This window comes from Achromobacter xylosoxidans (assembly GCF_002192695.1).
In the GTDB taxonomy this organism is placed as follows: domain Bacteria; phylum Pseudomonadota; class Gammaproteobacteria; order Burkholderiales; family Burkholderiaceae_B; genus Achromobacter; species Achromobacter xylosoxidans_C.
The window spans coordinates 264,587-285,700 of the sequence record NZ_MTLG01000086.1 but is presented as its reverse complement, the minus strand read 5'-3'; the positions used below and the strand labels follow the sequence as shown (position 1 = coordinate 285,700).

Below are 21,114 nucleotides of genomic sequence, written 5' to 3'. Positions count from 1 at the left end.
GTTTGCCGGGCGGCTCGCCGCCCGGAAATCGAAAATCAGTCCACCTTGGCGCCCGAGGCCTTGACCACCGGGGCCCAGCCTTCCACTTCCGACTTGATGAACTGGCCGAATTCGGCCGGCGTCGTCTTCACGCCCACTGCGCCCAGCTTCTCGAAGCTGAGCTGCACTTCGGGCTTGTCCAGCGCCTTGACCATGGCCGCGTTGAGCTTGTTCACGACGTCCGGCGGCGTGCCGGCGGGCGCGATCAGGCCAAACCACGAAGACACGTCGAAGTTGGCGAAACCGGATTCCTTCATGGTCGGCACGTCAGGCGCGCTCTTGGAGCGTTCCGTCGTGGTCACGGCCAGGGCGCGCAACTTGCCCGATTGCACGTGCGGCCAGGCCGACGGCATGTTGTCGAACATGAACTGCACCTGGCCGCCGATCAGGTCGGTCACGGCAGGCGCGCTGCCCTTGTAGGGCACGTGCAGCACGTCGATGCCGGTCTGCATCTTGAAGAGCTCGCCCGCCATGTGGATGGACGTGCCGCTGCCGGAAGAGGCGAATGCCAGCTTGCCGGGATTCTTCTTGGCGTAGTCCACCAATTCCTGCACCGACTTCACGGGCACGGCCGGGTTCACCACCAGGATGTTCGGCACCTTGGCGCCCAGCGCCACCGGCGTGAAATCCTTGGTCAGGTCGAAATTGACGTTCTTGTACAGCGTCTGGTTGATGGCGCTGGTCACGGCCACGAACAGCAGCGTGTAGCCGTCGGAGTCTGCGCGCTTTACCTGGTCGGTGGCGATATTGCTGCCGGCGCCGGGCTTGTTCTCGACCACGAAGGACTGGCCGAGGCTTTCGGTCAGTTCCTTGGCCATGATGCGGGCGATCACGTCAGTGGTGCCGCCGGCGGAAAAACCGACCACGATACGGACGGGCTTGTCGGGGTAGGCGGCCTGGGCCGAACCCATTGCAAATGCGCTTGCGGCGGTAGCCAGAAGGGTCGCGGCGATGCGCCGCAGTCCAGGCTTTTGACCTGTAGTCATAGAGTCTCCGTGCAGGTACTGTCCATTGAATGGACGATTTGAATTGTTCGATGCAGCATTCTGAGCTATACACATGCACTGCATCAAGGTAGAGTCCACAGTACGGACAGTGGTTTTCCCTTGAATATTCCGTAATAACCCGAGTTTTCAGAGATTTTCATGCAAGATAGCGACGCTGGGGCCGCGGGTCCACGCACATTGCGGCGCGGCTTGGCCGTCCTGGCCGCCCTGCGGGACCAGGGCCCCGATGGCCTGAGCGTGACCGATATCGCCCGCCTCACGGGCATACAGCGTCCCACCATCTATCGACTGCTGGCCGCCCTGCTGGACGCCGGGCTGGTGCTGGCCGTGACCGGCACCAAGAAATACCGCGCCCAGCTCGCGGTGGACCCGGACACGCGCTCGCGCGATCCGCGCGTGCGCCAGCTGCTGCCCGTGCTGCGGCGTCTGGCCGACCGCACCGGCGACGCGGTATTCCTGGTAGTGCGCGAAGAAGACGACTCCATCAGCCTGCATCGCGAGATCGGCAGCTATCCGGTGCAGATCCTGGCCACCTACGCCGGCAAGCGCCAGCCGCTGGGCGTGGGATCGGGCGGCATGGCCTTGCTGGCCGCCCTGCCCGACGATGTTGCGCGCAGCATCGTCGAACGCAACTCGGGCCGGCTGGACGAGTACGGCGGCATGACGCCGCAGGAAATGTACCGCCTGATCGAGAACACCCGCGCCCGCGGCTATTCGGTGGTGGGCAACCACGCGGTGCGCGGCGCGCTCGGCGTGGGCTGCGCGCTGCTGGATGCGCAGGGCGCGCCGATCCTGGCGGTCAGCGTCACGGCCATCATCGACCGCATGCCGGCCCAGCGCCAGCGCGAAATCGCCGGTTGGATCAAGAACGAGCTGGCGCGCCTGTCGATGCAGGCCTGAGGTCTGCCGCAGCCGGCAAAAATAAGGGCGCCCAGCGGGCGCCCTTTGTCATTCCAGCGAAGACCAGCCGGCTTCAGGCCGCGGCTCCCGGCTTGGCGTTCTGGATCTCGCGCATGGGGATCGGCGGCTGGAAGCCCGCGTCTTCCAGCGACTTGCGGATGTCCTGGTACAGGCCCCAGCGCAGGTCCCAGTACTTGGCCGACTCGGTCCACACGCGCACGTTCACGACCACGCCGTTTTCCTTGTAGTCGACCACCTTCACCAGCGGCTCGGGATCCTTCAGCGTTTCCGAACGCGCGTCGACGATGGCGCGCAGCTTGGCCACCACCACTTCCAGGTTGTCGCCATAGCGCACCGGCACCGGGATATCCAGGCGGCGCGTCTTGTTGCGGCTGTAGTTGGTGATGGTGGCGTTCCACACCGTGCTGTTGGGCAGGGTCAGGTGGATACCGTCGACCTGGATCAGGCGCGTCAGAAAGAGGCCGACCTCTTCCACCGTGCCGTCCACGCCAGTGCTCAGCGCCACGTATTCGCCCGCGCGTATCGGGCGCAGGATCAGCAGCATGATGCCAGCGGCGATGTTCTGCAGCGTGCCTTGCAAGGCCAGGCCCACGGCCAGGCCGGCGGCGCCCAGCACCGCGATCAGGCTGGCCGTCTGCACCCCGAAGCGCGCCAGCACCGCGATCACGGTGAAGATGCGCACCGTCCAGACCACCGTGCTGTAGAACATGGGCACGATGGTGGGGTCGATCTTCTTGGAGCGCGTCGCGGCGCGGCGGACCCAGCTGCCCAGCAGCGACGACACCCACCAGCCGATGATGAGGATCAGCAGCGCAACCGCCAGGTTGAGGCCCAGGTCCACCAGCTTGGGAGCCCAGGCGTTAAATTCTTTCAAGGCTTCTTCCATGGATACTCCTGCGGAAAAGTTGAGGCCGCCAGCGCGCCCCGGCAACGGGCGCCTTGCGGCCTGAAAAAAGCAGCCGAAAACTTTATCAGATGGCGCTTGCGATAAGGGCCGCAACGCGGCCCCGTTGTGTCAAGCTTTGTAAGCACGCGGGATCAGGCCCGCGCCGGGACCTTGCGGAAATGATTGTCCCAGGACACCTCCCGCGACGGCGCGAGCACGGGCTGTTCCTTGCCCGAGGCGTCGGTGCGCAGCATCGCTCCCAGGCCGCTGCTCAGCAGGAAGCCCCCGTCGGCCTGCGGCGCCACGCCGCAGCCGTCGGCCAGTTCGGTCGTGCCCAGGCAACGGCCGCTGGCCGCATCCCAGTAGATCACCTGCCCGCCCACCGGACTGGACGTGGCGACCACGGCGCCCGCGGCATCCACCGCCACCGAGCCGACATAGTTGCGCATCTGGCGCAGCGCCTGCGCCGGCCCTTCGAACAGCTCCAGTTGCGCGCCGCGCCTGTGCCGCCCCACCAGCGCCGGCCGGTCGGCGGCCGGCCCCATGTACTGGCAGCCGAACCAGACGCAGCCATCGGCGGCCAGCGCCAGGTGGCGGATGGACAGACGGTGCAAAGCGGGCTCCAGCTCCACTTTCTCCAGCAGCTCGCCGCTGGCCGCGTCGATGTAGGCCAGCGAGGGCCGCATCGTGTCCAGGTTGAGTTCCAGCTTGCCGTAGTCGGGATGCGTCAGGATGCCGCCGTTGGCGACGCACAGCGTCTTGCCGTCGGGCATCAGCACGACCTCGTGCGGGCCGATGCCGCCGCTGTCGAATTCGCCGATGCGGCGGTACGCGCCGCCGGGCGAGGCGTCGTACAACCCCAGCACGCCCCGGCCCGCTTCAAAATCGTTCTCGGTGGCGGCCAGCAGCCGCCCGCCGTCCACATAGGCGCCATGGCCGAAGAAATGGCGCTCTTCGTGCATGGGCAAGGCCTGGGGCTCGCCCCCGCGCAGCGAAAACGCCAGCGCGAAGAAGCCCGGCTGACGGCCGAAGACGACCGCGCGCTCGCCCGCGGCATCGATGGCGAAGCTGTGTCCGCGCGCGGGCATGGGCACCACCAGCCGGTCGTGCCCGGCCGCGTCCAGCAAGGCGGTTTCGTCGCGTCCGCCGCGCTTGCGCGCGCTCAGGTACAGGACCTCGCCGTCCTTGGGAGCCATCGCCAGCGCGGCTGCGGGCGCCAGGCCCAGCGCGGCGGCAAGCGACAGGAAGCGGCGCCGGTCAATCGCCATCGAGCGCATTGAATCCGATCGTGACGCCCAGGGCCGGCGCCAGATTCTCGTCGACGATGGCCTTGGCGTTCTTCAGGGTCAACGCCGCCAGGGTCAGCTGCCGGCGTCCGTCTTCCTGCGCCAGCGCCTGCTCCAGCGGCTGCGGCACGTCCAACAGCGCGCGCGCCGCGCTCGCCAGTTCGCCGCGCACCGACTCGGGCATCCAGGCGTCGCCCTTGGGCAGCGCATAGGCGCCCGCCTGGTAGAAGGCTTGCAGCCCTTCCAGGTTGGCCGCCAGCAGGCGCGTGGACAACTGGCTGCGCCAGAATGCGGCGCGCTTGGGCCGCGCCGCTTCGGGCGTGTCGCCCAGCACGGGCAGGATCTTCACGTCGCGCGCGAACTGCAGCCCGGTGGATAGGGACTTCATGGCCTCGGCCGCGATTTCCTGCTGATCGCGATACAGGTCATTGCCCGCCTTGGGTTGCGCAAACTGCCGGCCGAAATCGCCTTCGGCGCTCCAGGCCTGGGCGACATCGCGCGTGATCTGCCTGACGTTGGCGACCACCGCCCGGGCGTAATCGCAGGCGTAGGTGCCGACCTGCCCGCCATCCCGCCGCAGCAAGGCCGGCTCGCCGTACAACACGTATTCCAACGCGGGCAGGCCCTGCACGGCCACGCTGCGTCCCGCCAGGGCGCCGGGCACGAGCAAGTCGCCGTCCTGAGCGGCGATCAGCGCCTGCACCTGCTTGGGCATGACGCCGCGCGTATCGGGCCAGAAGGCCAGGCGCTCGTAGCGGTTGGCCTGCACCAGCGGGCCGAAGCGCAGGAACTCGATGCCGGACCAGGCCAGGGCCAGGTTCTCGAAAGCCTCTTTGACGCGCGCGGCGTCGGCTGCGTCCGGCCGGGCGCACCAGCGGCCCAGCGCCCCGTCCAGCGCCGACGCCGCGTCCACCATCCTGGCCACGGCGGGACGGGCGTAATCGCGCGCCAGGCGCTCGCCCAGGTCGGCGGGCGGCGCCGCGAGCGCGGCTGCGGGGGCTGCCACGGCCAACGCTGCCGCCGCTACGCGCTTGAACACTTTTCGGGCAAATCCGGCCATTACAGCGACTCCAGGAAACGGATGAGATCGGCGCGTTCTTCCGGCGTCATCGCCACCACGCGGTCGCGCGCGGGCTTGGCCTGTCCGCCATGCCACAGCACGGCCTCCAGCAAGGTGCGCGCGCGCCCGTCGTGCAGCCAGGTGGCGTTGGGGTTCACGGTCTTGGTCAGGCCTATGCCCCACAGCGGCGGCGTGCGCCATTCGCGGCCGTTGGCTTCGCCGTCGGACACGCCGTCGGCCAGATCGTCGCCCATGTCGTGCACCAGCATGTCGGTGTAGGGCCAGATCAGCTGGAAGCGGTGCTCGGGCTGCTTGGCATTGCGGCTGGTGACGTACTTGGGCACGTGGCAGGCCACGCAATTGGCTTCGTAGAACAGCTTCTTGCCGGCCAGCACGCGCGCATCGTCGGCGTCGCGCCGCTGTGGCACGGCAAGGTTGGTGGAATAGATGGTGACGAAGTCCATCAGCTTGGCCGGCACTTCTTCGGGGCCGAAGCGCGGCTGCGCGCCGTGCGGCATGTCCAGGCACTGCTTCTGCGCAGGCGTGCAGTCGCCGGAATGCTTGGGGAACAGAGGCGTGGACAGCCCCATGTCGTTGGAGAACGCCGCGGCGCTCTGCTGCTCGACCGTGGGTTGCCCGGCCTTCAGGTTGAAGCGGCCCAGCACGCGCGCGCCGGTGCGCGCGTCGGTGACCCAGTTGGCCTTGCCGACAATGCCATCGCGCTTGTCCGCGCCCACGTTGGCCAGAATGTCGGCTTCGTGGATGGATTCCAGCAGGCCCAGGCCTATCATGGGCGGCGCCAGGCGCGGCGAGATCTGCGTGTCCGCGCGCATCGGGCCGTAGCCCAGGTTCTCGATGCGGTAGGCGGGCTTCATCAGCGTGACGGTTTCACCGCCGTTGAGCGCGACCGGGACCGGCTGGTACTCGATCTCCATGCGGCCTTCGGCGGGCAGGCCCGCCACCGCGAAGTTCTGCAGCTGCACGCCGTAGATGGGCTCGGGCAAGGCCGCGATCTCGCCCGCGGCCAGCCTGGGATGTCCACGGTCCGGCCCTTGCGGCACGGCCAGGCGCAGCAGCAGCGCCACCGCGTCGGTGCGTTCCAGGGGATCGAAACCCGGCACCGTGCCGCGTCCGTCCTTGGTATGACAGGCCTGGCAGGAACGCGCATTGAACAGCGGTCCCAGGCCATCCGAGGCTTGAGTGGAGGCCGGCGCCGAGACCCAGTCCTTGCGGAACAGGCCGTTGCCGACCTGGAATTCCTGGCGTCCCTCGAAGCTCATGTTGGCCGAGGGCTGCGAAAAAATGTCGGCGTTGATGAGCTTGTTGGTGGTGGCGGCTCCTGCCTGCATGGTCTCGAAGGTCTCGACCTTCGAGAAGTCGCGCGTCGGCGCGGTGATGGCGGTCACGCGCTTCAGGTCTTCGGGCGTGAGGTCGTCACGCCCGGTTGGAGCGGCGGCGGCGCCGGCATGGGCCGACGCCGCCAGTACGGCGGCTAAAACGAGTTTCACTTGAATACGGCGTCAGGTTTGTCCAGGCTGTCGGAACCTTCGATGGCAACCTTGCCCAGGTCCAGCAGGGCAATCACGCGTTCCAGGCTGCGGGTCTGGTCGACCAGGCGGTCGATGGCGGCCTGCACCACGGCATTGCCTTCCTTGTTGCCGTCCGAAATCATCTGGTCGTAGGTTTCGACCGTTTCGGCGCGCGCCTTCATCGCCTGCATGGCGGCCACGGTGGCGTCCAGCTTGGCGCGCACTTCGGCGTCCAGCTTGGGATCGCGCGCCTTCACCAGTTCCGACAGGCTCGCGCCCTGGACGGTCTTGCCGTCGATGCGGGTGTAGCTGCCCAGGTAGACGTTGCGGATGCCGATCTGGTCGTAGTAGTGCGAATTGTGCGTGTTGTCCGAGAAGCAATCGTGCTCTTCCTCGGGATCATGCAGCATCAGGCCCAGCTTCATGCGTTCGCCGGCCAGCTCGCCATAGGACAGGCTGCCCAGCCCGGTCAGCATGGCGATCAGGCCAGCCTTCGGATCTTCCTCGACCGCCTTGCGCGCGGCGCCGTCCTTCTTCCAGTTGCCGACCATTTCTTCCAGGTCCGTCACCAGCAGATCGGTCACGGCCTTCAGGAACTGGACGCGGCGCTCGCAATGGCCGCCCGTGCACTGCTTGGGATCGAAGTCGGTGTGCGGACGGTTGCCGGCGTGGCGTTCCTGCGGCGTGCCCTTGCGGTCGGCCGGCGCAGGGCCGGTGCCGTTCAGGTCCTGGCCCCACAGCAGGAATTCGATGGCGTGGTAGCCCGTGGCCACGTTGGCTTCGTTGCCGTCGGCTTCGTGCAGCACTTCGGACAGCAGTTGGGGCGTGATCTTGCTGACGTCGACGGTCTTGCCGCCCACCGAGATCTTGGAATTGGCGATGACGTTGACCGCGTAGTAGGCGTTCTCGTCGTTCTCGGTGCCGTAGGAAGCGTCCACGTAGTCGATCAGGCCTTCATCCAGCGGCCAGGCGTTCACGCGGCCTTCCCAATCGTCGACGATGGGGTTGCCGAAGCGGTACGCTTCGGTCTGCTGGTAAGGCACGCGGGCCGCCAGCCAGGCTTCGCGCGCGGCCTTCAGCGTTTCGGCGCTGGGCTTGGCGATCAGGGCGTCGATGGCGGCGCGCAGGGTCTTGGCGGAGGCGAGCGAGTCTTCGTAGCCGGCCAGCGCCAGATCCGAGTACGTCGCGACCACGGCCTTGGGCTCGACCGCGGCCTGGGCCGTCCCCCCGAACACCGCAGCGGCCAACACCGCTCCCAACAGCAACTTGCGCATCGATACTCTCCCGTAACAGGAACGGCACCCGCCCCCACGGCGGCCCGCTCATACTCGAATTTTGAGGATGAGAGTGTAAACAATTTTCGTTTGGCATTCAGAATAAAGTCAGATACCTGACATTTCTTTGAACCACCAGCCCTGTTTTCCCCGAGGCGGCAAGGCCGCATGCGCGCGCCGCTGCGACTACTATCCCTTACCGCCCTCCCTTCCTGCGCCATGGAACTCCGCCAACTCCGCTATTTCGTCCGCGTCGCCGAACTGGGCAGCATCGGCCGCGCCGCGCGCGAGCTGGAGGTGGTCGCCTCGGCGCTCAGCCAGCAGATCAGCCGCTTGGAAAGCGAACTGGCCACGCGGCTGCTGGTGCGCACGCCTACCGGCGTGGTGCCCACGCCGGCGGGCACGGCATTCCTGCGGCAGGCGCAGCTGACCTTGCGGCACGCGGAAAACGCGGTGGCGGCGGCGCGCGAGGCACGGCTTTCCGGCATGGTCAGCGTCGGCTTCGCGCCCACCACGGCATCCGTGCTGGCCAGGCCCTTCTACGCGGCCATGGCCGAGCGCTATCCGAACGTGCGCCTGCATCTGGTCGAGGGCCTGTCCGGCAACCTGGGCGAGCTGCTCATGGGACGCCGGCTCGACCTGGCCGTGCTGTTCCAGAACGACAGCAGCCAGGGCCGCAGCGCCATCCCGGTGCTGGACGAGCGGCTGTTCCTGCTGGCGCGGCGCGGCATGGTCGCGCTGCCCGACGGCGCGCCCATCACCATGGCGCAGTTGGGCAGCCTGCCGCAGGCCGTGACCAGCAAGGCCCACGGCCTGCGCGCCTGGGTCGAGGCCGCTTTCGAACGGGCCGGCGTCGAACCCTGGATCGGCGTCGAGGTCGACGGGCTGACCACCTTGATGGATCTGGTGCAGGCCAACGCGCTGGCCACCATCCAGCCCGGCGCGGCCGTGGCCCGGGTGGAATCGGGGCTGCTGAGCATGCATCCGATCGACGACCCCTTCCTGTTCCGCCGCAACCTGGTCTATTGCATCAATGACGAGGAACTGTCGCCCGCGGCATTGGCCGCAAGGGTCGTGCTGCTGGACGTGATGCGCGCCCTGGTGCGCAACGGCGGCTGGCCCGGCGCAACCCTTCTCGATTCGTGATGCCCCCATGCCGGGGGCATGCCTAGGCCCTGCCCGGTCCCGCGGATAAATTGCCAGCCAGGATGCTGCGGCATGTTGCCGCGGCGATGGATCTGCACGAAATTCGATGACCACAGACACCCAAGGCCGGGGACGCCTGCGCATTGCGTCCATGCGTCCGCATTGCTCCGAGGCGGAATGGAACGCCCGCGTCGACCTGGCGGCCTGCTACCGCCTGGTCGAGATCTACGGCATGGCCGACATGATGGCCAATCACATCTCGGCGCGCGTGCCGGGCGAGGACAATGCCTTCCTGATCAACCCCTACGGCATGATGTACGAGGAAATCACGGCGTCCAGCCTCATCAAGGTGGATCTGGACGGCACCATCCTGGCCCGCCCCGATTTCGGCGAGCTGGACTACGGCATCAACAAGGCCGGCTACGTCATCCACAGCGCCGTGCACGCCCACCGCCATGAAGTGGACTGCGTGATCCATACCCACAGTTGGGCGTCGATGGCCGTGTCTTCCCTGGAATGCGGACTGCTGCCGCTGACCCAGACCGCCATGCGCTTCCTGAAGATCGGCTATCACGACTACCAGGGCGTGGTGCTCGGCCTCGAGGAACAGGCTTCGCTGCTGGCCGACCTGGGCCAGGGCGAAGCCCTCATCCTGCGCAACCACGGCGCCCTGACCGTGGGCCGCAGCGTGGGCGAAGCCTTCAATTGGATGCACCGCCTGGAACTGGCCTGCCGCTCGCAGCTGGCGGCCATGGCGACGGGCTCGCCGCTGCAAGGGGTGGCCGCGCCGGTGCTGCAGGAAACCTGGAACAACTATCAGCCCGGCACGCGCCGGCCCTATGGAGTGATGGAGTGGCCCGCCCTGCTGCGCAAGCTGGACCGGCTGGACCCGAGCTACCGCGACTGAGTTTTTCGTTTCAGCAGGCGCCGGCCGGCGTGGCGGCACGGCGCCATCGAAAACACCACTACGCCCACGCGAGGAGACATCATGAACACTGCACGAGCCCTGCTCGCCTGCACAGCGCTGGCTGGCGCCTGTACGCTGGCGCCGCCCGCCGCCGCGGACTATCCCGACCGGCCGGTGAAAGTCATCGTGGCGTTCTCGCCCGGCGGCACCACCGATACCCTTACCCGCAGCGTCACCAACACGCTGACGCAGAAGCTGGGCCAGCCTTTCGTGGTCGAGAACAAGCCGGGCGCGGGCGGCAACATCGGCACGGAATATGTCGTGCGCGCCCTGGCCGACGGCCATACCCTCATCGTCAACTCCGTGGGCCCCATCGCCGTCAACCCCTCGCTGAACAAGCTGCCCTACAGCCCGCTGACCGATCTGGTGCCCATGGTGCAGATCGCCACCGTACCCAATGTGCTGGTGGTGCCGCCGGCTTCCCCCGCCAGGGACCTCCAGGGCTTCCTGAAGTACGTCAAGACCGCAAGCCAGCTCAACTACAGTTCCACGGGCGTGGGCACGTCTTCGCACCTGTCGAGCTACATGCTGATGGACGAACTCGGCGTCAACGCCACGCATGTGCCCTACAAGGGCGCGGACGCGGTCAACGACCTGCTGGCCGGGCGCATCGACTTCATGTTCGCCACCATCCCTTCCGTGATCGGACACATCCGCTCCGGCAAGCTGCGCGCGCTGGCGGTCAGCACCAAGCAGCGTTCCGCCACCCTGCCCGAACTGCCCACCATCGCGGAATCCGGCTACCCGGGCTTTGACGCCGGCTCCTGGTTTGGCTTCTTCGCGCCCAAGGGCACGCCGCAGCAGGTGGTCGACGTCGTCAACCGCGAGGTCAACGCCGCATTGCCGGGGCTCAATGAACAGATGCTGCGCGAAGGCGCCGAACCGGTAGGCGGCACGCCCGCGCAATTCGGCGACTTCATCAAGCGCGAACATGACAAGTGGGCGTTGCTGGTGCGCAAGTTTGCCCCCGAAGCCCATTGACCCCGCCACCATGACGCAAGATTCCGGCATCCGCATCCTGTGCTCGCCCGCCGAAGCCGCGCCGCTGCGCCTGGCGCTGGAACGCAGCGCGGCCGCGGGACGCTATGCGCTGGTCCATCCCGTGGCGGGCCGGCCCACGATGGCCGAGGCCGCCTTCGTCTCGCGCGACATCACGGGCCATTCGACCAAGTTCGAGATCCAGCCGTCGACCGCGCTGTACTACGAGGCCATGCGGGACGCGCCGGCGCTGCGCTGGGTGCACGTGCACTCGGCCGGGGCCGACCGCGAGATCTACCAAAGCCTGCATGCGCGCGGCGTGGCGGTGACGACATCGCAAGGCGCCAGCGACCCCGTGGTCGCGCAGAGCGCCATCGCCGGCGTGCTGGCGCTGGCGCGCCGCCTGCCGCTGCTGGCCGCCGACCAGCGCGACCGCGCCTGGCGTCCGCTGCTGGATGCGCGCACGCCCAGGGATCTGGCCGGCCAGCATGCCGTGGTGGTGGGATGGGGCGGCATCGGCCAGCGCATCGGCGCGCTGCTGGGCGCGCTCGGACTGGATGTATCGGTCGCGCGCCATAGCGGCGCGCCCGTGCCGCAGGCCCGCCACAGCGTGGGTTACGGCGCGCTGCCGTCCCTGCTGCCCGCTGCCGACTGGCTGGTGCTGGCCTGCCCGCTCACGTCCGCCACGCGCAACCTGATCGGCCGCGACGCGCTCGCCGCGCTGCCCGCCCATGCGATGGTGGTCAACGTAGCCCGCGGCCACGTCATCGACGAAGCCGAATTGATCGCGGCGCTGGCCGCCGGCCGTCTGGGCGGCGCCTTCCTGGACGTGTTCCAGCATGAACCGCTGCCGCCGGATTCCGCCCTCTGGGACCTGCCCAACGTCATCGTCACGCCTCATAGCGCAGGGTTCTCGGACGGCAACGCCGCGCGCGTGCGCGCCCTGTTCGTCGACAACCTCATGCGCTGGCTGGCGGGCGAGCCGCTGGCCCATCGCAGCATCGCCTGAAACGGCGCATCGCCGCCCGGCGCCAGGCCCGAGCGGCGATGCGTGGCCCTGCCGCGACTCAGCGCTGCAACGGGGCCTTGGCCGTTTCCCTTGCGGCCAGCACGGCCACCGCCGTCACCACCAGCGCCGCCGCCACATACAGCGAGATCGCGAAGGTCGAGTTCCAGGACTTGAACAGGCTGGCGATGATCAGCGGCGCGAACCCGCCGCCAACGATGCCGGCCAGCGTGTAGGCCAGGGAAGAACCGGCATAGCGTACCCGGCCCGGGAACTGCTCGGTGACGAAGGCGGCCTGCGGGCCGTACATCAGCGCGTGGATCAGCAGGCCCACCACGACCGCCGCGCAGATGGCGATGGGATGCGCAGTGTCCATCAGCACGAAGAAGACGAAGGCCCAGATCATGCCCAGCACGGCTCCCGCCAGGTACACCGGACGGCGGCCGATCCTGTCGGACAAATGTCCGCACAGCGGCACCGCAATCGCGTTCAGGGCGGCGCCCAGCATGGTGGCGGTCAGGGCCATCGGCCGCGACAGGTGCAGCACCGTCGTCACGTAGGTCAGGGTGAACACGACCACCAGCGCGTAGAGCACGTCGGAGCCGATGCGCGAGCCGCCCGCGATCAGCAGCTGCCGCCAGTACTGGCCCAGCACTTCCTTGATGGGCGTGGCGGCGGTTTCGCGCTTCTGTTCCATTTCCAGGAACACGGGTGTTTCCTCCACGCCGCGGCGTAGCCACAGACCGAACAGCACCAGCGCCACGCTGGAGACGAAGGGTACGCGCCAGCCCCAGGCCTGGAAGTCCTCGGGGCTCAGGAAGGCCGAGACCACGGCGATGAAGCCCGTGCCTATCAGCGTGCCGCAGGACGGGCCGATCTGCGTGAAGGAGGCGTTGCGCCCGCGCTGGTCGGGCTTGCCGTGTTCCATCGACAGCAGCACCGCGCCGGCCCATTCGCCGCCCAGGGCCACGCCCTGCACGAAGCGCAAGGCCACCAGCGCCACCGGCGCCCACACGCCCCACGACGCGTAGGTCGGCAACAGCCCCATCAGGCCGGTGGACACGCCCATGATGACCAGGGTGGCGACCAGGACGAACTTGCGCCCCAGCCGGTCGCCCAGATGGCCGAAGACGAAGCCGCCCAGCGGCCGCGACACATAGCCCACGGCATAGGTGGAGAAGGCCAGGATGGTGCCCGTCAGCGGGTCGAAGGACGGAAAGAAGATGGAATTGAAAACCAGCGCCGCCATCAGGTTGTAGATGGTGAAGTCGTACCACTCCAGCGTGGTGCCGACCGAACTGGCCAGGGCCAGCCTGCGCATCTTGTTGGGCGCGGCCGCGGTCTTGACGGCCGCGGCGCCGTACAGCGTTTCTTCAGCCATGGGATTCCCCTTGAATTGGATGTGTAATGACGAGCCGCGGCGGGCTCAGCCCAGGTCGGCAGCCGTCAGCTTCCAGCCCAGTTGCAGCAGCCAGGCGCTGGCCGGGTCGGCATCGAAGGCACGGCAAGCCTGGTCGCGCAGCGCGCGCGCGGCCGCGGCGGAACTCGCCTCAACCACGAACAGCGGCGCCAGCACGCGATTCTCGTTGGATTCGCGCGGCAGCGGCGTGCTGAGCGCCGCATCCGGCGCCAGCAGGTAGGACTGCACAAAGCCGTCCGCCTGCGCCAGTTCCGCGCCTAGCGCCTGCGCCCGGGCCGCCAGCGCTTCACTGTCATTCGCCGCCGCCAGCGGCAAGACCACGAGTTCGCTGCCGGAACCGAACCCGGTCACGGCGCGCACGGCGCAGACGCGGCGCATCGGATTGCGCATCCGGTCCAGATTGGTCACCGACCACGCGGTCTGGCGCTCGAACGCGGCCCGGTAGTCGGCCGTGGTGAACGCCGCCAGCGATTCGGTGCGGTACAGGCCCAGATACTTGCGGCCGCCTTCCCGCGACAGATAGCGCGCGCCCGACAAGAAGCCGGGGATGCGTACGCGCTCTTCCACGTGCTCGCGGTCGTACCAGCGGTTGAAATCGGCCTCGTGGACCGGGTCGGCGTCAGTGGCGACGAACAGCAGGCCGTGGGGCGGGAGGGAGGATTCGGTGTGCGTGCTCATGGGCGGAAGACAGGAAATTCCTTCGATTGCGGAAGGCTCCATCTTCAGCCGGCCGGCTGGCCGCGGACAAACGAGTAATTCTTCTGCGCGGCAATAAAATTACTGAAAGACGCCCTAGGGATAACACTATTGCGCCGAACCCAATCGCGGCGCAGCGACCGAGGACGTGAACTGGTCGGAAGCGCGGCTGGCGAGTTCGGCCACTAGCCGGATCGCGTCCGACCCGGCGCTTTCCAGATAGCTCACCACCAGCAGCTGCGGCGGCACCGGGATGTCGCAGCGGATGATCTGCACCTCGCCGCGCGCCACGTACTCGTAGATGGGCGGCAGCGGCACCAGCGCCCGGCCGAAACCGCTGCGCACCAGCCGCGCCAGCGCCGAGATCGAGCTGACGCAATGCACCTTGCCTTGCGGCATGCCGACTTCGCGGTACAGGGCCTTGAGCGCTTCATGCGGCTGCGATCCCGGGCTCATGGTCAGCACCGGTTCGCTCAGCAGTTGCTGCGCGCTCAGCGCTTCCTCGTCGCCGGCCGGCCCGACCCAGCCCATCTCCATGGGCAGGCAGGCGTTGCTGATGATGCCGCTGTCGTTCAACAGGTCCGTCTGCAGCGCGATGTCCAGCGCGCCTTCGCGCAGGCCGCGGTGCAGCGCGCGCGTAGTTTCGGACGTGAGCTGGACCTCGATGCCCGGGTAGGTGGAGCGCAGATTGGTCAGGAAGCCGATCAGCCAGGTATGCACCACGGTCTCGATGGCGCCGATGCGCACCAGGCCGAAGACCTCGTCCCCGCCCTTGCCCAACGACAGTATCTGCTGGCGGATCTCCAGCAGCCGTTCGCCATAGTCCAGCAGCCGGGTGCCGGTGGCGGTCAGCCTGAGTTCCTTGGCGTCGCGCTCGAACAGGCGCGCGCCTATGTCCTCTTCGAGCGAGGCGATGCGGTTGGCCACGGCGGCCTGGGTGATGTGCAGACGGTCGCTCGCCGCCCGGAAACTGCCCAGGCGCGCCGACCACAAAAAGGCTTCGACAAAACGCGTATTCATCTCGGTACGACGCGGCAAGGCGTCGCGCAAGGATCCAGAACCCCGGAACGCCTTGCTCCGGTCCGCCCACATGCTACCGCCATAACGCCGGGCGCGGCGCGAGGCGGGTTATGTCCCCTTTCATGGTGCGCCGTGCACCAAAGTGGTTCAGGCGCGGCACCAGCGCGAGGCTGGTCCGATCCGCGCACAGGGCGCGGACCGAAAGCGCGGACGTTGGCACGGCTTTTGCTTGATGCCTGGTATGCCAGCTTGTCCACAAGCGCCACTACCCTCGCACACCAGGAGTTCTCCATGATCTACCGCAACGCGCCCCATGCCTTCAACGCCACCCGCCGCCGCCTGATCCAGGGCGCCGCGCTGGGCGCCGCGACGCTGGCCGCGCCGGCGCTGGCGCGAGCGCAATCGGGGCCCGTCATCCGCATCGGCTTCTGGCCCGTGGCGGCCGGCCTGCCGTTCTATGCGGCGCTGGAAAAAGGCTACTTCAAGGAGGCCGGCCTGAACGTCGAGCCCCTGAAATTCGCAGGCGCGCAGCAGGTCATGGAAGCCATGCTGGCCGGCCGCGCGGACGGCAGCGCCAACGGCACCGGCTCGGCCAACCTGGCCATCGGCGAGATCGCCTCGCCCGGCCTGTTCAAGATTTTTGCGTCCAATCCCAGCAACGCCAAGCATGTGCTGGACGAGTTCATCGTCGCGAAAGACAGTCCCATCAAATCCATCGCAGACCTCAAGGGGAAAAAGGTCGGATCTGGACCCGGCATCCAGAACGCCACGCTGGCCAAAGCAGTGCTGGAGCGCGCCGGCGCAACCGGGGCGACCGTGGTCGAGCTGGCGATCAGCCAGCACGTCGCCGCGGTCGCCGCCGGCCAGTTGGACGCCTGCTACACACTGGAGCCCACGGGCACGGTAGGCAGGCTGAACGGCACCACCCGCGTGCTGGAGTCCGGCGTCATCGCCAAGTACGTATTGGGCGATCCGATGGCGCCATGGTTCGGCGGGTCTGCGTCGCTGACCACCGCCTTCCTGAAAAAGCACCCCGAGGAAAGCAGGAAATTCATTGCCGCCTATGCCCGCGGCATCGAGCTGATCCGCAGCAAGCCGGAAGAAGCGCGCCCCTACCTGAAGGGCTACACCGCCATCGAAGGGCCGATGACCGAGGAAGTGCCGCTGGCCGCCTACACGCTCTACAACGAGTTCACGCCCGGCGACATCCAGTACTTCCAGAAGTTCTTCGACCTGTTCGCCGACAAGGGCGTGTTCGCCCAGAAGGTCGACGTCTCGACCATGCTCTACAAGGGCTGAACCATGACCGCAACCACTGCAACAAGCGTGGCCGCGGCCGCCGCCAGCGCGACGCGGCCCGCGCGAAAATTCGACAAGACCCGCCTGCTGCCGCTGATCGGCCCGCTGGCGCTTTTCGTGATATGGGACCTGGTGGTGCGCCTGCAACTGGTCAGCCCCGTGCTGCTGCCCACGCCCAGCGCGGCGATCGCGGCGCTGGCCCGGGGCATGGCGGGCGGCCCGCTGCTGGCGGACTTCCTGGCGTCCCTGAACCGCACGCTGCAGGCCTTTGCCATCGCCGGCGTGATCGGCGTGCCGCTGGGCGTGCTGCTGGGAAGCAACGAGAAAGCCTATCGCAGCGTTGAGTTCCTGGTGGACTTCTTCCGTTCCACGCCCTCGTCCGCGCTGATCCCGCTGTTCCTGATGATCTTCGGCGTCACCGACATGAACAAGATCGCCATCGCGGCCTTCGCGGCGGTGCTGGTGATCCTGTTCAACAGCGCCTACGGCGTCATCAACGCCCGCAAGCAGCGCGTCATGGCGGCGCGCGTGATGGGCGCGTCGCGCTGGCGCATCTTCAAGGACGTGCTGATCTGGGAAAGCCTGCAATCCACCTTCGTGGGCCTGCGCAGCGGCGTGTCGATGGCGCTGGTCATCGTGATCGTGGCCGAGATGTTCATCGGCTCCGACAGCGGCCTGGGCAATCGCATCATCAACGCGCAGCAGGTGCTGAACGTGCGCGACATGTATGCGGCCATCCTCGCCGCCGGCGCGCTGGGCTATGTGCTGAACATTCTATTTCTCGTGCTGGAAAAGCGCGTGGTCCACTGGAGCGGCCGCTGATGTCCACCGTCCTCAATCCCATCATCGCCCCCGGCCCCGCCGCCGCCCCGTTCGAGCCCGGTCCGCTGGGCACACACATCACCATACGCGGGCTGACCAAGTACTTCGCCGGCTGGCCGCTATACGAGGACTTCAACCTCGACATCCCCAAGGGCAAGATCGTCTCGGTATTCGGTCCCAACGGCTGCGGCAAGTCCACGTTGATCAACATGATCGCCGGCCTGATTCCCATCGACTCGGGCGAGATCCTGTTCGACGGCAAATCGCTGGCGCAGACCAAGATCGGCTACGTCTTCCAGAACTACCGCGAAGCGATGTTCCCGTGGCTGCGCACCATCGACAACATCGCCTATCCGCTGCGCCTGGAAGGCCGCGGCAAGGCCGAGGTGGATGCGCGGGTCGAAGAACTGGTGGCCTCGTTCGACGTCAAGTTCGACCTGAACCGCTATCCCTACGAACTGTCCGGCGGCCAGCAGCAGACCGCCTCGATCATGCGCGCGCTGGCGCCCGGACCCGAGGTGCTGTTCCTGGACGAACCCTTCTCCGCGCTGGACTTCGAGATGACGCTGTTCATCCGCGAAAAGCTGCAGGAGGTCTTCATGCAGACCGGCACCACCATGCTGCTGGTGTCGCACGACCTGGAGGAAGCCGTGTACCTGGCGGACCAGGTGCTGCTGCTGACCAAGCGGCCCACCCGGGTCGCGGAGATCCTGGATTACCGCGACGCGCGTCCCCGCACGGTGGCGACGCTGTCCGAACCCAGCTTCATCCAGATGAAGAAACTCAGCCTGGAAATCTTCCAGCGCGAAGTGCGCAAGTAAATCCCCCGTACCGGAGAGTCCGCCATGACCCAGGAAACCATCGACCAATATGTGCGCAGCGCACTGGCGCTGGCCGGCTATGCCCTGCGCGAGCAGGCGGTGGCCGACGTGACGCAACAGTTCGCGCGCATCCAGGACATCGCGGCCGGCTTCGTCGACGAGCCGCTGGCCGTGGAGCTGGAATCGGCCGCGGTGTTCCGCCCGTGAGCGGCCCCGCGCAGGACATTGCGCGCCAGGTCCGCGCCGGCGAACGCAGCGCCATGGCCGTGCTGGACGCCACGCTGGCTCGTGTGCGCGAGCGCGACCCGGGCTACAACTGCTTCACTGCCGTCACCGAAAGCCGGGCGCGGCAGGAAGCGGCGGCCATCGACGCGCGCCGCGCCCGCGGCGAGGCGCTGCCGCCGCTGGCGGGCGTGCCCTATGCGGTCAAAAACCTGTTCGACATCACCGACCAAGTCACCCTGGCCGGCGCGCGGGTCAACGCCTCCAACCCGCCCGCGCGGCGCGACGCCAGGCTGGTCGAACGCATGCGCGAGGCCGGCGCGGTGCTGATCGGCGCGCTGAACATGGACGAGCACGCTTATGGCTTCACCACGGAAAACAGCCACTACGGCGCCTGCCGCAACCCGCACGACACCACCCGCATCGCCGGCGGCTCGTCCGGCGGCAGCGCCGCCGCGGTCGCGGGCGGCCTGGTGCCGCTGACGCTGGGCTCGGACACCAACGGCTCGATCCGCGTGCCCGCCTCGCTGTGCGGCGTGTTCGGCCTGAAGCCCACCTTCGGCCGCTTGTCGCGCGCCGGCTCGTTTCCGTTCGTCGGCAGCCTCGACCACCTGGGGCCGTTCACGGCCAGCGCCAGCGACCTGGCCATCGCCTACGACGCGCTGCAGGGCGCCGACGCCGACGACGTGGCCTGCGCCGAACGCCCGGCCGACCCCGCGCTGGCGGCGCTGGCCAGCGGCATGCGCGGACTGCGGGTGGCGGTACTGGGCGGCTACTTTTCCGAATGGGCCGGACCGCAGGCCCGCCGCGCCGTCGAGATCGCGGCGCGCGCGCTGGACGCCACGGCCGTGGTCGAACTGCAAGGCGCGGCCCAGGCGCGCGCGGCGGCCTTCGTCATCACGGCGGCGGAAGGCGGCGCCCTGCATCGCCGCAGGCTCGTCACGCACTACGACTATTACGAACCGCTGTCGCGCGACCGGCTGGTCGCAGGCAGCCTCGTGCCCGCGGCCTGGGCGCAGCAGGCGCAGCGCATCCGCCATCGCGTCTATCGCGAAGCGCTGGCGCTGTTCGAGCACTACGACGTGCTGATCGCTCCCGCCACGCCGGTGCCGGCCACGCCCATCGGCTCGGACTGGCTGACGCTGGCCGGCCAGCGGCTGCCGGCGCGCGCCAGCATGGGCATCCTGACGCAGCCGCTGTCATGCATCGGCCTGCCGGTCTGCGCCGCGCCGCTCTGGCCCGAAGCCGGACAGGACGACCACCTGCCGCTGGGCGTGCAGCTGATCGGCGCGCCCTGGCGCGAAGCCGATTGCCTGCGCGCGGCGCAGGCGCTGCAACAGGCCGGCATTGCCCGCGCCCGCCCTCTTTGAACCACCGATCCGAGGCCACGACATGGGAACCGCCTTCGCCGTCATCGACATACCGCGCACGCTGGCCGACACCGCCTACGGCACGCTGAAGCGGGACATCCTGGACTTCCGGCTGGCGCCGGGCGACCGCTTCACCGAAACCGAGATCGCCGACCGCCTGCAGGTCAGCCGCACGCCGGTGCGCGAGGCCCTGTTCCGGCTGGAGCGCGAAGGCTATCTGGAGGTGCGCCAGCGCAATGGCTGGCTGGTCAAGCCGCTGGACTTCAACACGCTGGATCATTTCTACGAGCTGCGCAGCGTGTTGGAGGCGGCCGCGGTGCAGTCGCTGTGCGCGTCGGCCAGCGCCGCCGACCGCCAGCGCGCGCTGCGCCCGCTGGCCGACGTCTGGCTGGTCGACCCAAGCGAACGTTCCAGCGACTGCGAGCGGCTGGCGGACCTGGACGAGCGCTTCCACATCGACCTGGTCGCCGCAGCGGGCAACCCCGAAATCGCGCGCGTGCATCGCGCAGCCACCGAACGCATCCGCATCGTACGCCGGCTGGACTTCACCCTGCCCGAGCGTATCGGCAAGACCTATGAAGAGCACGGCGCCATACTGGATGCCGCGCTGGCCGCAGACGCGGCGCGTGCGGTCGCGCTGTTGCAAGCGCATATCCAGGGCAGCCAGGCCGCGGTGCGGAAGATCACGCTGCACCGGTTGTATTCCGCCCGCGGCGCGCGCGCGGCCTGAACAGGCCGCGCATGCCCGCGTCAGCCCGCGCGCAGCCAGCGATGCAGCATGCGCGCCACCAACGGCATGCAGATGAACACCATGACCGGCGTCAGCGCTACGCTGGTGATGAGCACGCGCCAAAACACCGGCAAGAGGTTCAAGGGCTCGCTGGCCAGGATGGAGAACGCCAACAGCACCGGAAAATAGGCGAGCCAGATGCTGACGGCCTGCTTCCAGCGCGGCGGCGCGCTGGTCCTGGGCGCGAACCAGTCGTCCGTGCCGCTGACGCGGCGCTCGTGGCTGGCGCGCACCAGCGCCGCTCCACGCTCCAGCCACATGCGGCGCGGCAGGGAGTTTTCCCAACGGCCGAGGCTGGCGGCATCGGCAAAGCGCAGCACGATCTGGTACTGGTCGCCGCCTTCCGCCGGCTGCAGCACGCCGGAGCCGAGAAAGCCCGGGAAACCTGCCGCGAGGATTTCGCCCTGGCGCATCCAGGACAGGAAATCGCCATAGCGCTCGGGCGCGATGTGCCGGGTGACCAACATGGTGACCGGGGCGGAAACGGTAGAACGGGACATGGCGAAACTCCTGGAACGGCGCGTAGCTTGTTATGCAGCATTAGCGCTAGCAAGC

21 protein-coding genes are annotated in these 21,114 nt (G+C 68.0%); 11 read left to right on the top strand and 10 right to left on the bottom strand.

Annotation, left to right across the window (positions count from 1 at the left end; genetic code table 11):
* Positions 1-35: 35 nt before the first annotated feature.
* On the bottom strand, positions 36-1,025 hold the full coding sequence (locus BRO63_RS22990; protein WP_088142016.1) for a Bug family tripartite tricarboxylate transporter substrate binding protein: 990 nt from the start codon (positions 1,023-1,025) through the stop codon (positions 36-38).
* A gap of 159 nt (positions 1,026-1,184) precedes the next feature.
* Here BRO63_RS22990 and BRO63_RS22985 point away from each other — a divergent pair, with 159 nt between their 5' ends.
* Positions 1,185-1,946, top strand: coding sequence for an IclR family transcriptional regulator (locus BRO63_RS22985; RefSeq protein WP_088142015.1), 762 nt, complete (start codon positions 1,185-1,187; stop codon positions 1,944-1,946).
* A 73-nt stretch (positions 1,947-2,019) separates the two neighbouring features.
* On the opposite strand, the gene BRO63_RS22980 is transcribed toward BRO63_RS22985, so the two are convergent.
* The 5 genes from BRO63_RS22980 to BRO63_RS22960 form a co-directional block, all read right to left on the bottom strand.
* The gene (locus BRO63_RS22980; protein ID WP_088142014.1) at positions 2,020-2,853 is read right to left on the bottom strand and encodes a mechanosensitive ion channel family protein; all 834 of its coding nucleotides are present in this window, start codon (positions 2,851-2,853) and stop codon (positions 2,020-2,022) included.
* 152 nt (positions 2,854-3,005) lie between these two features.
* On the bottom strand, positions 3,006-4,121 hold the full coding sequence (locus tag BRO63_RS22975; RefSeq protein WP_088142013.1) for a DUF1513 domain-containing protein: 1,116 nt from the start codon (positions 4,119-4,121) through the stop codon (positions 3,006-3,008).
* A complete protein-coding gene (locus BRO63_RS22970; RefSeq protein ID WP_088142012.1) occupies positions 4,111-5,199 on the bottom strand; it encodes an imelysin family protein in 1,089 nt (362 codons plus the stop codon). The genes BRO63_RS22975 and BRO63_RS22970 overlap by 11 nt, the downstream gene beginning before the upstream one ends.
* Positions 5,199-6,707, bottom strand: a complete 1,509-nt coding sequence (locus BRO63_RS22965) for a di-heme oxidoreductase family protein (protein WP_088142011.1) — start codon at positions 6,705-6,707, stop codon at positions 5,199-5,201. Before BRO63_RS22965 ends, BRO63_RS22970 begins: the two co-directional genes overlap by 1 nt.
* Positions 6,704-8,002, bottom strand: a complete 1,299-nt coding sequence (locus BRO63_RS22960; protein ID WP_088142010.1) for an imelysin family protein — start codon at positions 8,000-8,002, stop codon at positions 6,704-6,706. Before BRO63_RS22960 ends, BRO63_RS22965 begins: the two co-directional genes overlap by 4 nt.
* Positions 8,003-8,221: 219 nt before the next feature.
* Here BRO63_RS22960 and BRO63_RS22955 point away from each other — a divergent pair, with 219 nt between their 5' ends.
* The 4 genes from BRO63_RS22955 to BRO63_RS22940 all read left to right on the top strand — a co-directional run bounded on the left by BRO63_RS22955 (position 8,222) and on the right by BRO63_RS22940 (position 12,102).
* Positions 8,222-9,148, top strand: a complete 927-nt coding sequence (locus BRO63_RS22955; RefSeq protein WP_088142009.1) for a LysR family transcriptional regulator — start codon at positions 8,222-8,224, stop codon at positions 9,146-9,148.
* Positions 9,149-9,254: 106 nt separating this feature from the next.
* On the top strand, positions 9,255-10,055 hold the full coding sequence (locus BRO63_RS22950; protein ID WP_088142008.1) for a class II aldolase/adducin family protein: 801 nt from the start codon (positions 9,255-9,257) through the stop codon (positions 10,053-10,055).
* An 81-nt stretch (positions 10,056-10,136) separates the two neighbouring features.
* Positions 10,137-11,096: a Bug family tripartite tricarboxylate transporter substrate binding protein gene (locus BRO63_RS22945; RefSeq protein WP_088142007.1), complete on the top strand. Its 960-nt coding sequence runs from the start codon at positions 10,137-10,139 to the stop codon at positions 11,094-11,096.
* A gap of 10 nt (positions 11,097-11,106) precedes the next feature.
* On the top strand, positions 11,107-12,102 hold the full coding sequence (locus tag BRO63_RS22940) for an NAD(P)-dependent oxidoreductase (RefSeq protein WP_088142006.1): 996 nt from the start codon (positions 11,107-11,109) through the stop codon (positions 12,100-12,102).
* Positions 12,103-12,160: 58 nt separating this feature from the next.
* Here the strand turns inward: BRO63_RS22940 and BRO63_RS22935 are convergent, their stop codons facing one another.
* The 3 genes from BRO63_RS22935 to BRO63_RS22925 form a co-directional block, all read right to left on the bottom strand.
* A complete protein-coding gene (locus BRO63_RS22935; RefSeq protein ID WP_088142005.1) occupies positions 12,161-13,480 on the bottom strand; it encodes an MFS transporter in 1,320 nt (439 codons plus the stop codon).
* 45 nt (positions 13,481-13,525) lie between these two features.
* A complete protein-coding gene (locus tag BRO63_RS22930; protein ID WP_088142004.1) occupies positions 13,526-14,197 on the bottom strand; it encodes a DUF4286 family protein in 672 nt (223 codons plus the stop codon).
* Between the two features lie 126 nt (positions 14,198-14,323).
* The gene (locus tag BRO63_RS22925; RefSeq protein ID WP_059372806.1) at positions 14,324-15,235 is read right to left on the bottom strand and encodes a LysR family transcriptional regulator; all 912 of its coding nucleotides are present in this window, start codon (positions 15,233-15,235) and stop codon (positions 14,324-14,326) included.
* Positions 15,236-15,526: 291 nt separating this feature from the next.
* Here BRO63_RS22925 and BRO63_RS22920 point away from each other — a divergent pair, with 291 nt between their 5' ends.
* From BRO63_RS22920 to BRO63_RS22895, 6 genes are read left to right on the top strand one after another with little or no spacing between them, the layout of a single operon-like run.
* On the top strand, positions 15,527-16,534 hold the full coding sequence (locus BRO63_RS22920; protein WP_088142003.1) for an ABC transporter substrate-binding protein: 1,008 nt from the start codon (positions 15,527-15,529) through the stop codon (positions 16,532-16,534).
* Between the two features lie 3 nt (positions 16,535-16,537).
* On the top strand, positions 16,538-17,356 hold the full coding sequence (locus BRO63_RS22915) for an ABC transporter permease (RefSeq protein ID WP_256943392.1): 819 nt from the start codon (positions 16,538-16,540) through the stop codon (positions 17,354-17,356).
* Entirely contained in the window at positions 17,356-18,177 is an 822-nt protein-coding gene (locus BRO63_RS22910; RefSeq protein WP_088142001.1) for an ABC transporter ATP-binding protein, read from the top strand. The genes BRO63_RS22915 and BRO63_RS22910 overlap by 1 nt, the downstream gene beginning before the upstream one ends.
* 24 nt (positions 18,178-18,201) lie before the next feature.
* The gene (locus BRO63_RS22905; protein ID WP_088142000.1) at positions 18,202-18,384 is read left to right on the top strand and encodes a DUF4089 domain-containing protein; all 183 of its coding nucleotides are present in this window, start codon (positions 18,202-18,204) and stop codon (positions 18,382-18,384) included.
* Positions 18,381-19,769, top strand: coding sequence for an AtzE family amidohydrolase (locus BRO63_RS22900; protein WP_088141999.1), 1,389 nt, complete (start codon positions 18,381-18,383; stop codon positions 19,767-19,769). Before BRO63_RS22905 ends, BRO63_RS22900 begins: the two co-directional genes overlap by 4 nt.
* Before the next feature lie 22 nt (positions 19,770-19,791).
* Positions 19,792-20,499 carry a GntR family transcriptional regulator gene (locus tag BRO63_RS22895; RefSeq protein WP_088141998.1) on the top strand — a complete coding sequence of 236 codons (708 nt, stop codon included), beginning with the start codon at positions 19,792-19,794 and terminating at the stop codon, positions 20,497-20,499.
* 20 nt (positions 20,500-20,519) lie between these two features.
* Here the strand turns inward: BRO63_RS22895 and BRO63_RS22890 are convergent, their stop codons facing one another.
* On the bottom strand, positions 20,520-21,059 hold the full coding sequence (locus BRO63_RS22890; protein ID WP_088141997.1) for an antibiotic biosynthesis monooxygenase: 540 nt from the start codon (positions 21,057-21,059) through the stop codon (positions 20,520-20,522).
* Positions 21,060-21,114: the final 55 nt, after the last annotated feature.

Coding starts and splice junctions, on each gene's coding strand:
- BRO63_RS22890 (WP_088141997.1), bottom strand. CDS start 21,059: ATGTCCCGTTCTACCGTTTCCGCCCCGGTCACCATGTTGGTCACCCGG.
- BRO63_RS22985 (WP_088142015.1), top strand. CDS start 1,185: ATGCAAGATAGCGACGCTGGGGCCGCGGGTCCACGCACATTGCGGCGC.
- BRO63_RS22945 (WP_088142007.1), top strand. CDS start 10,137: ATGAACACTGCACGAGCCCTGCTCGCCTGCACAGCGCTGGCTGGCGCC.
- BRO63_RS22910 (WP_088142001.1), top strand. CDS start 17,356: ATGTCCACCGTCCTCAATCCCATCATCGCCCCCGGCCCCGCCGCCGCC.
- BRO63_RS22905 (WP_088142000.1), top strand. CDS start 18,202: ATGACCCAGGAAACCATCGACCAATATGTGCGCAGCGCACTGGCGCTG.
- BRO63_RS22955 (WP_088142009.1), top strand. CDS start 8,222: ATGGAACTCCGCCAACTCCGCTATTTCGTCCGCGTCGCCGAACTGGGC.
- BRO63_RS22895 (WP_088141998.1), top strand. CDS start 19,792: ATGGGAACCGCCTTCGCCGTCATCGACATACCGCGCACGCTGGCCGAC.
- BRO63_RS22925 (WP_059372806.1), bottom strand. CDS start 15,235: ATGAATACGCGTTTTGTCGAAGCCTTTTTGTGGTCGGCGCGCCTGGGC.
- BRO63_RS22960 (WP_088142010.1), bottom strand. CDS start 8,002: ATGCGCAAGTTGCTGTTGGGAGCGGTGTTGGCCGCTGCGGTGTTCGGG.
- BRO63_RS22920 (WP_088142003.1), top strand. CDS start 15,527: ATGATCTACCGCAACGCGCCCCATGCCTTCAACGCCACCCGCCGCCGC.
- BRO63_RS22940 (WP_088142006.1), top strand. CDS start 11,107: ATGACGCAAGATTCCGGCATCCGCATCCTGTGCTCGCCCGCCGAAGCC.
- BRO63_RS22990 (WP_088142016.1), bottom strand. CDS start 1,025: ATGACTACAGGTCAAAAGCCTGGACTGCGGCGCATCGCCGCGACCCTT.
- BRO63_RS22930 (WP_088142004.1), bottom strand. CDS start 14,197: ATGAGCACGCACACCGAATCCTCCCTCCCGCCCCACGGCCTGCTGTTC.
- BRO63_RS22975 (WP_088142013.1), bottom strand. CDS start 4,121: ATGGCGATTGACCGGCGCCGCTTCCTGTCGCTTGCCGCCGCGCTGGGC.
- BRO63_RS22950 (WP_088142008.1), top strand. CDS start 9,255: ATGACCACAGACACCCAAGGCCGGGGACGCCTGCGCATTGCGTCCATG.
- BRO63_RS22980 (WP_088142014.1), bottom strand. CDS start 2,853: ATGGAAGAAGCCTTGAAAGAATTTAACGCCTGGGCTCCCAAGCTGGTG.
- BRO63_RS22915 (WP_256943392.1), top strand. CDS start 16,538: ATGACCGCAACCACTGCAACAAGCGTGGCCGCGGCCGCCGCCAGCGCG.
- BRO63_RS22935 (WP_088142005.1), bottom strand. CDS start 13,480: ATGGCTGAAGAAACGCTGTACGGCGCCGCGGCCGTCAAGACCGCGGCC.
- BRO63_RS22970 (WP_088142012.1), bottom strand. CDS start 5,199: ATGGCCGGATTTGCCCGAAAAGTGTTCAAGCGCGTAGCGGCGGCAGCG.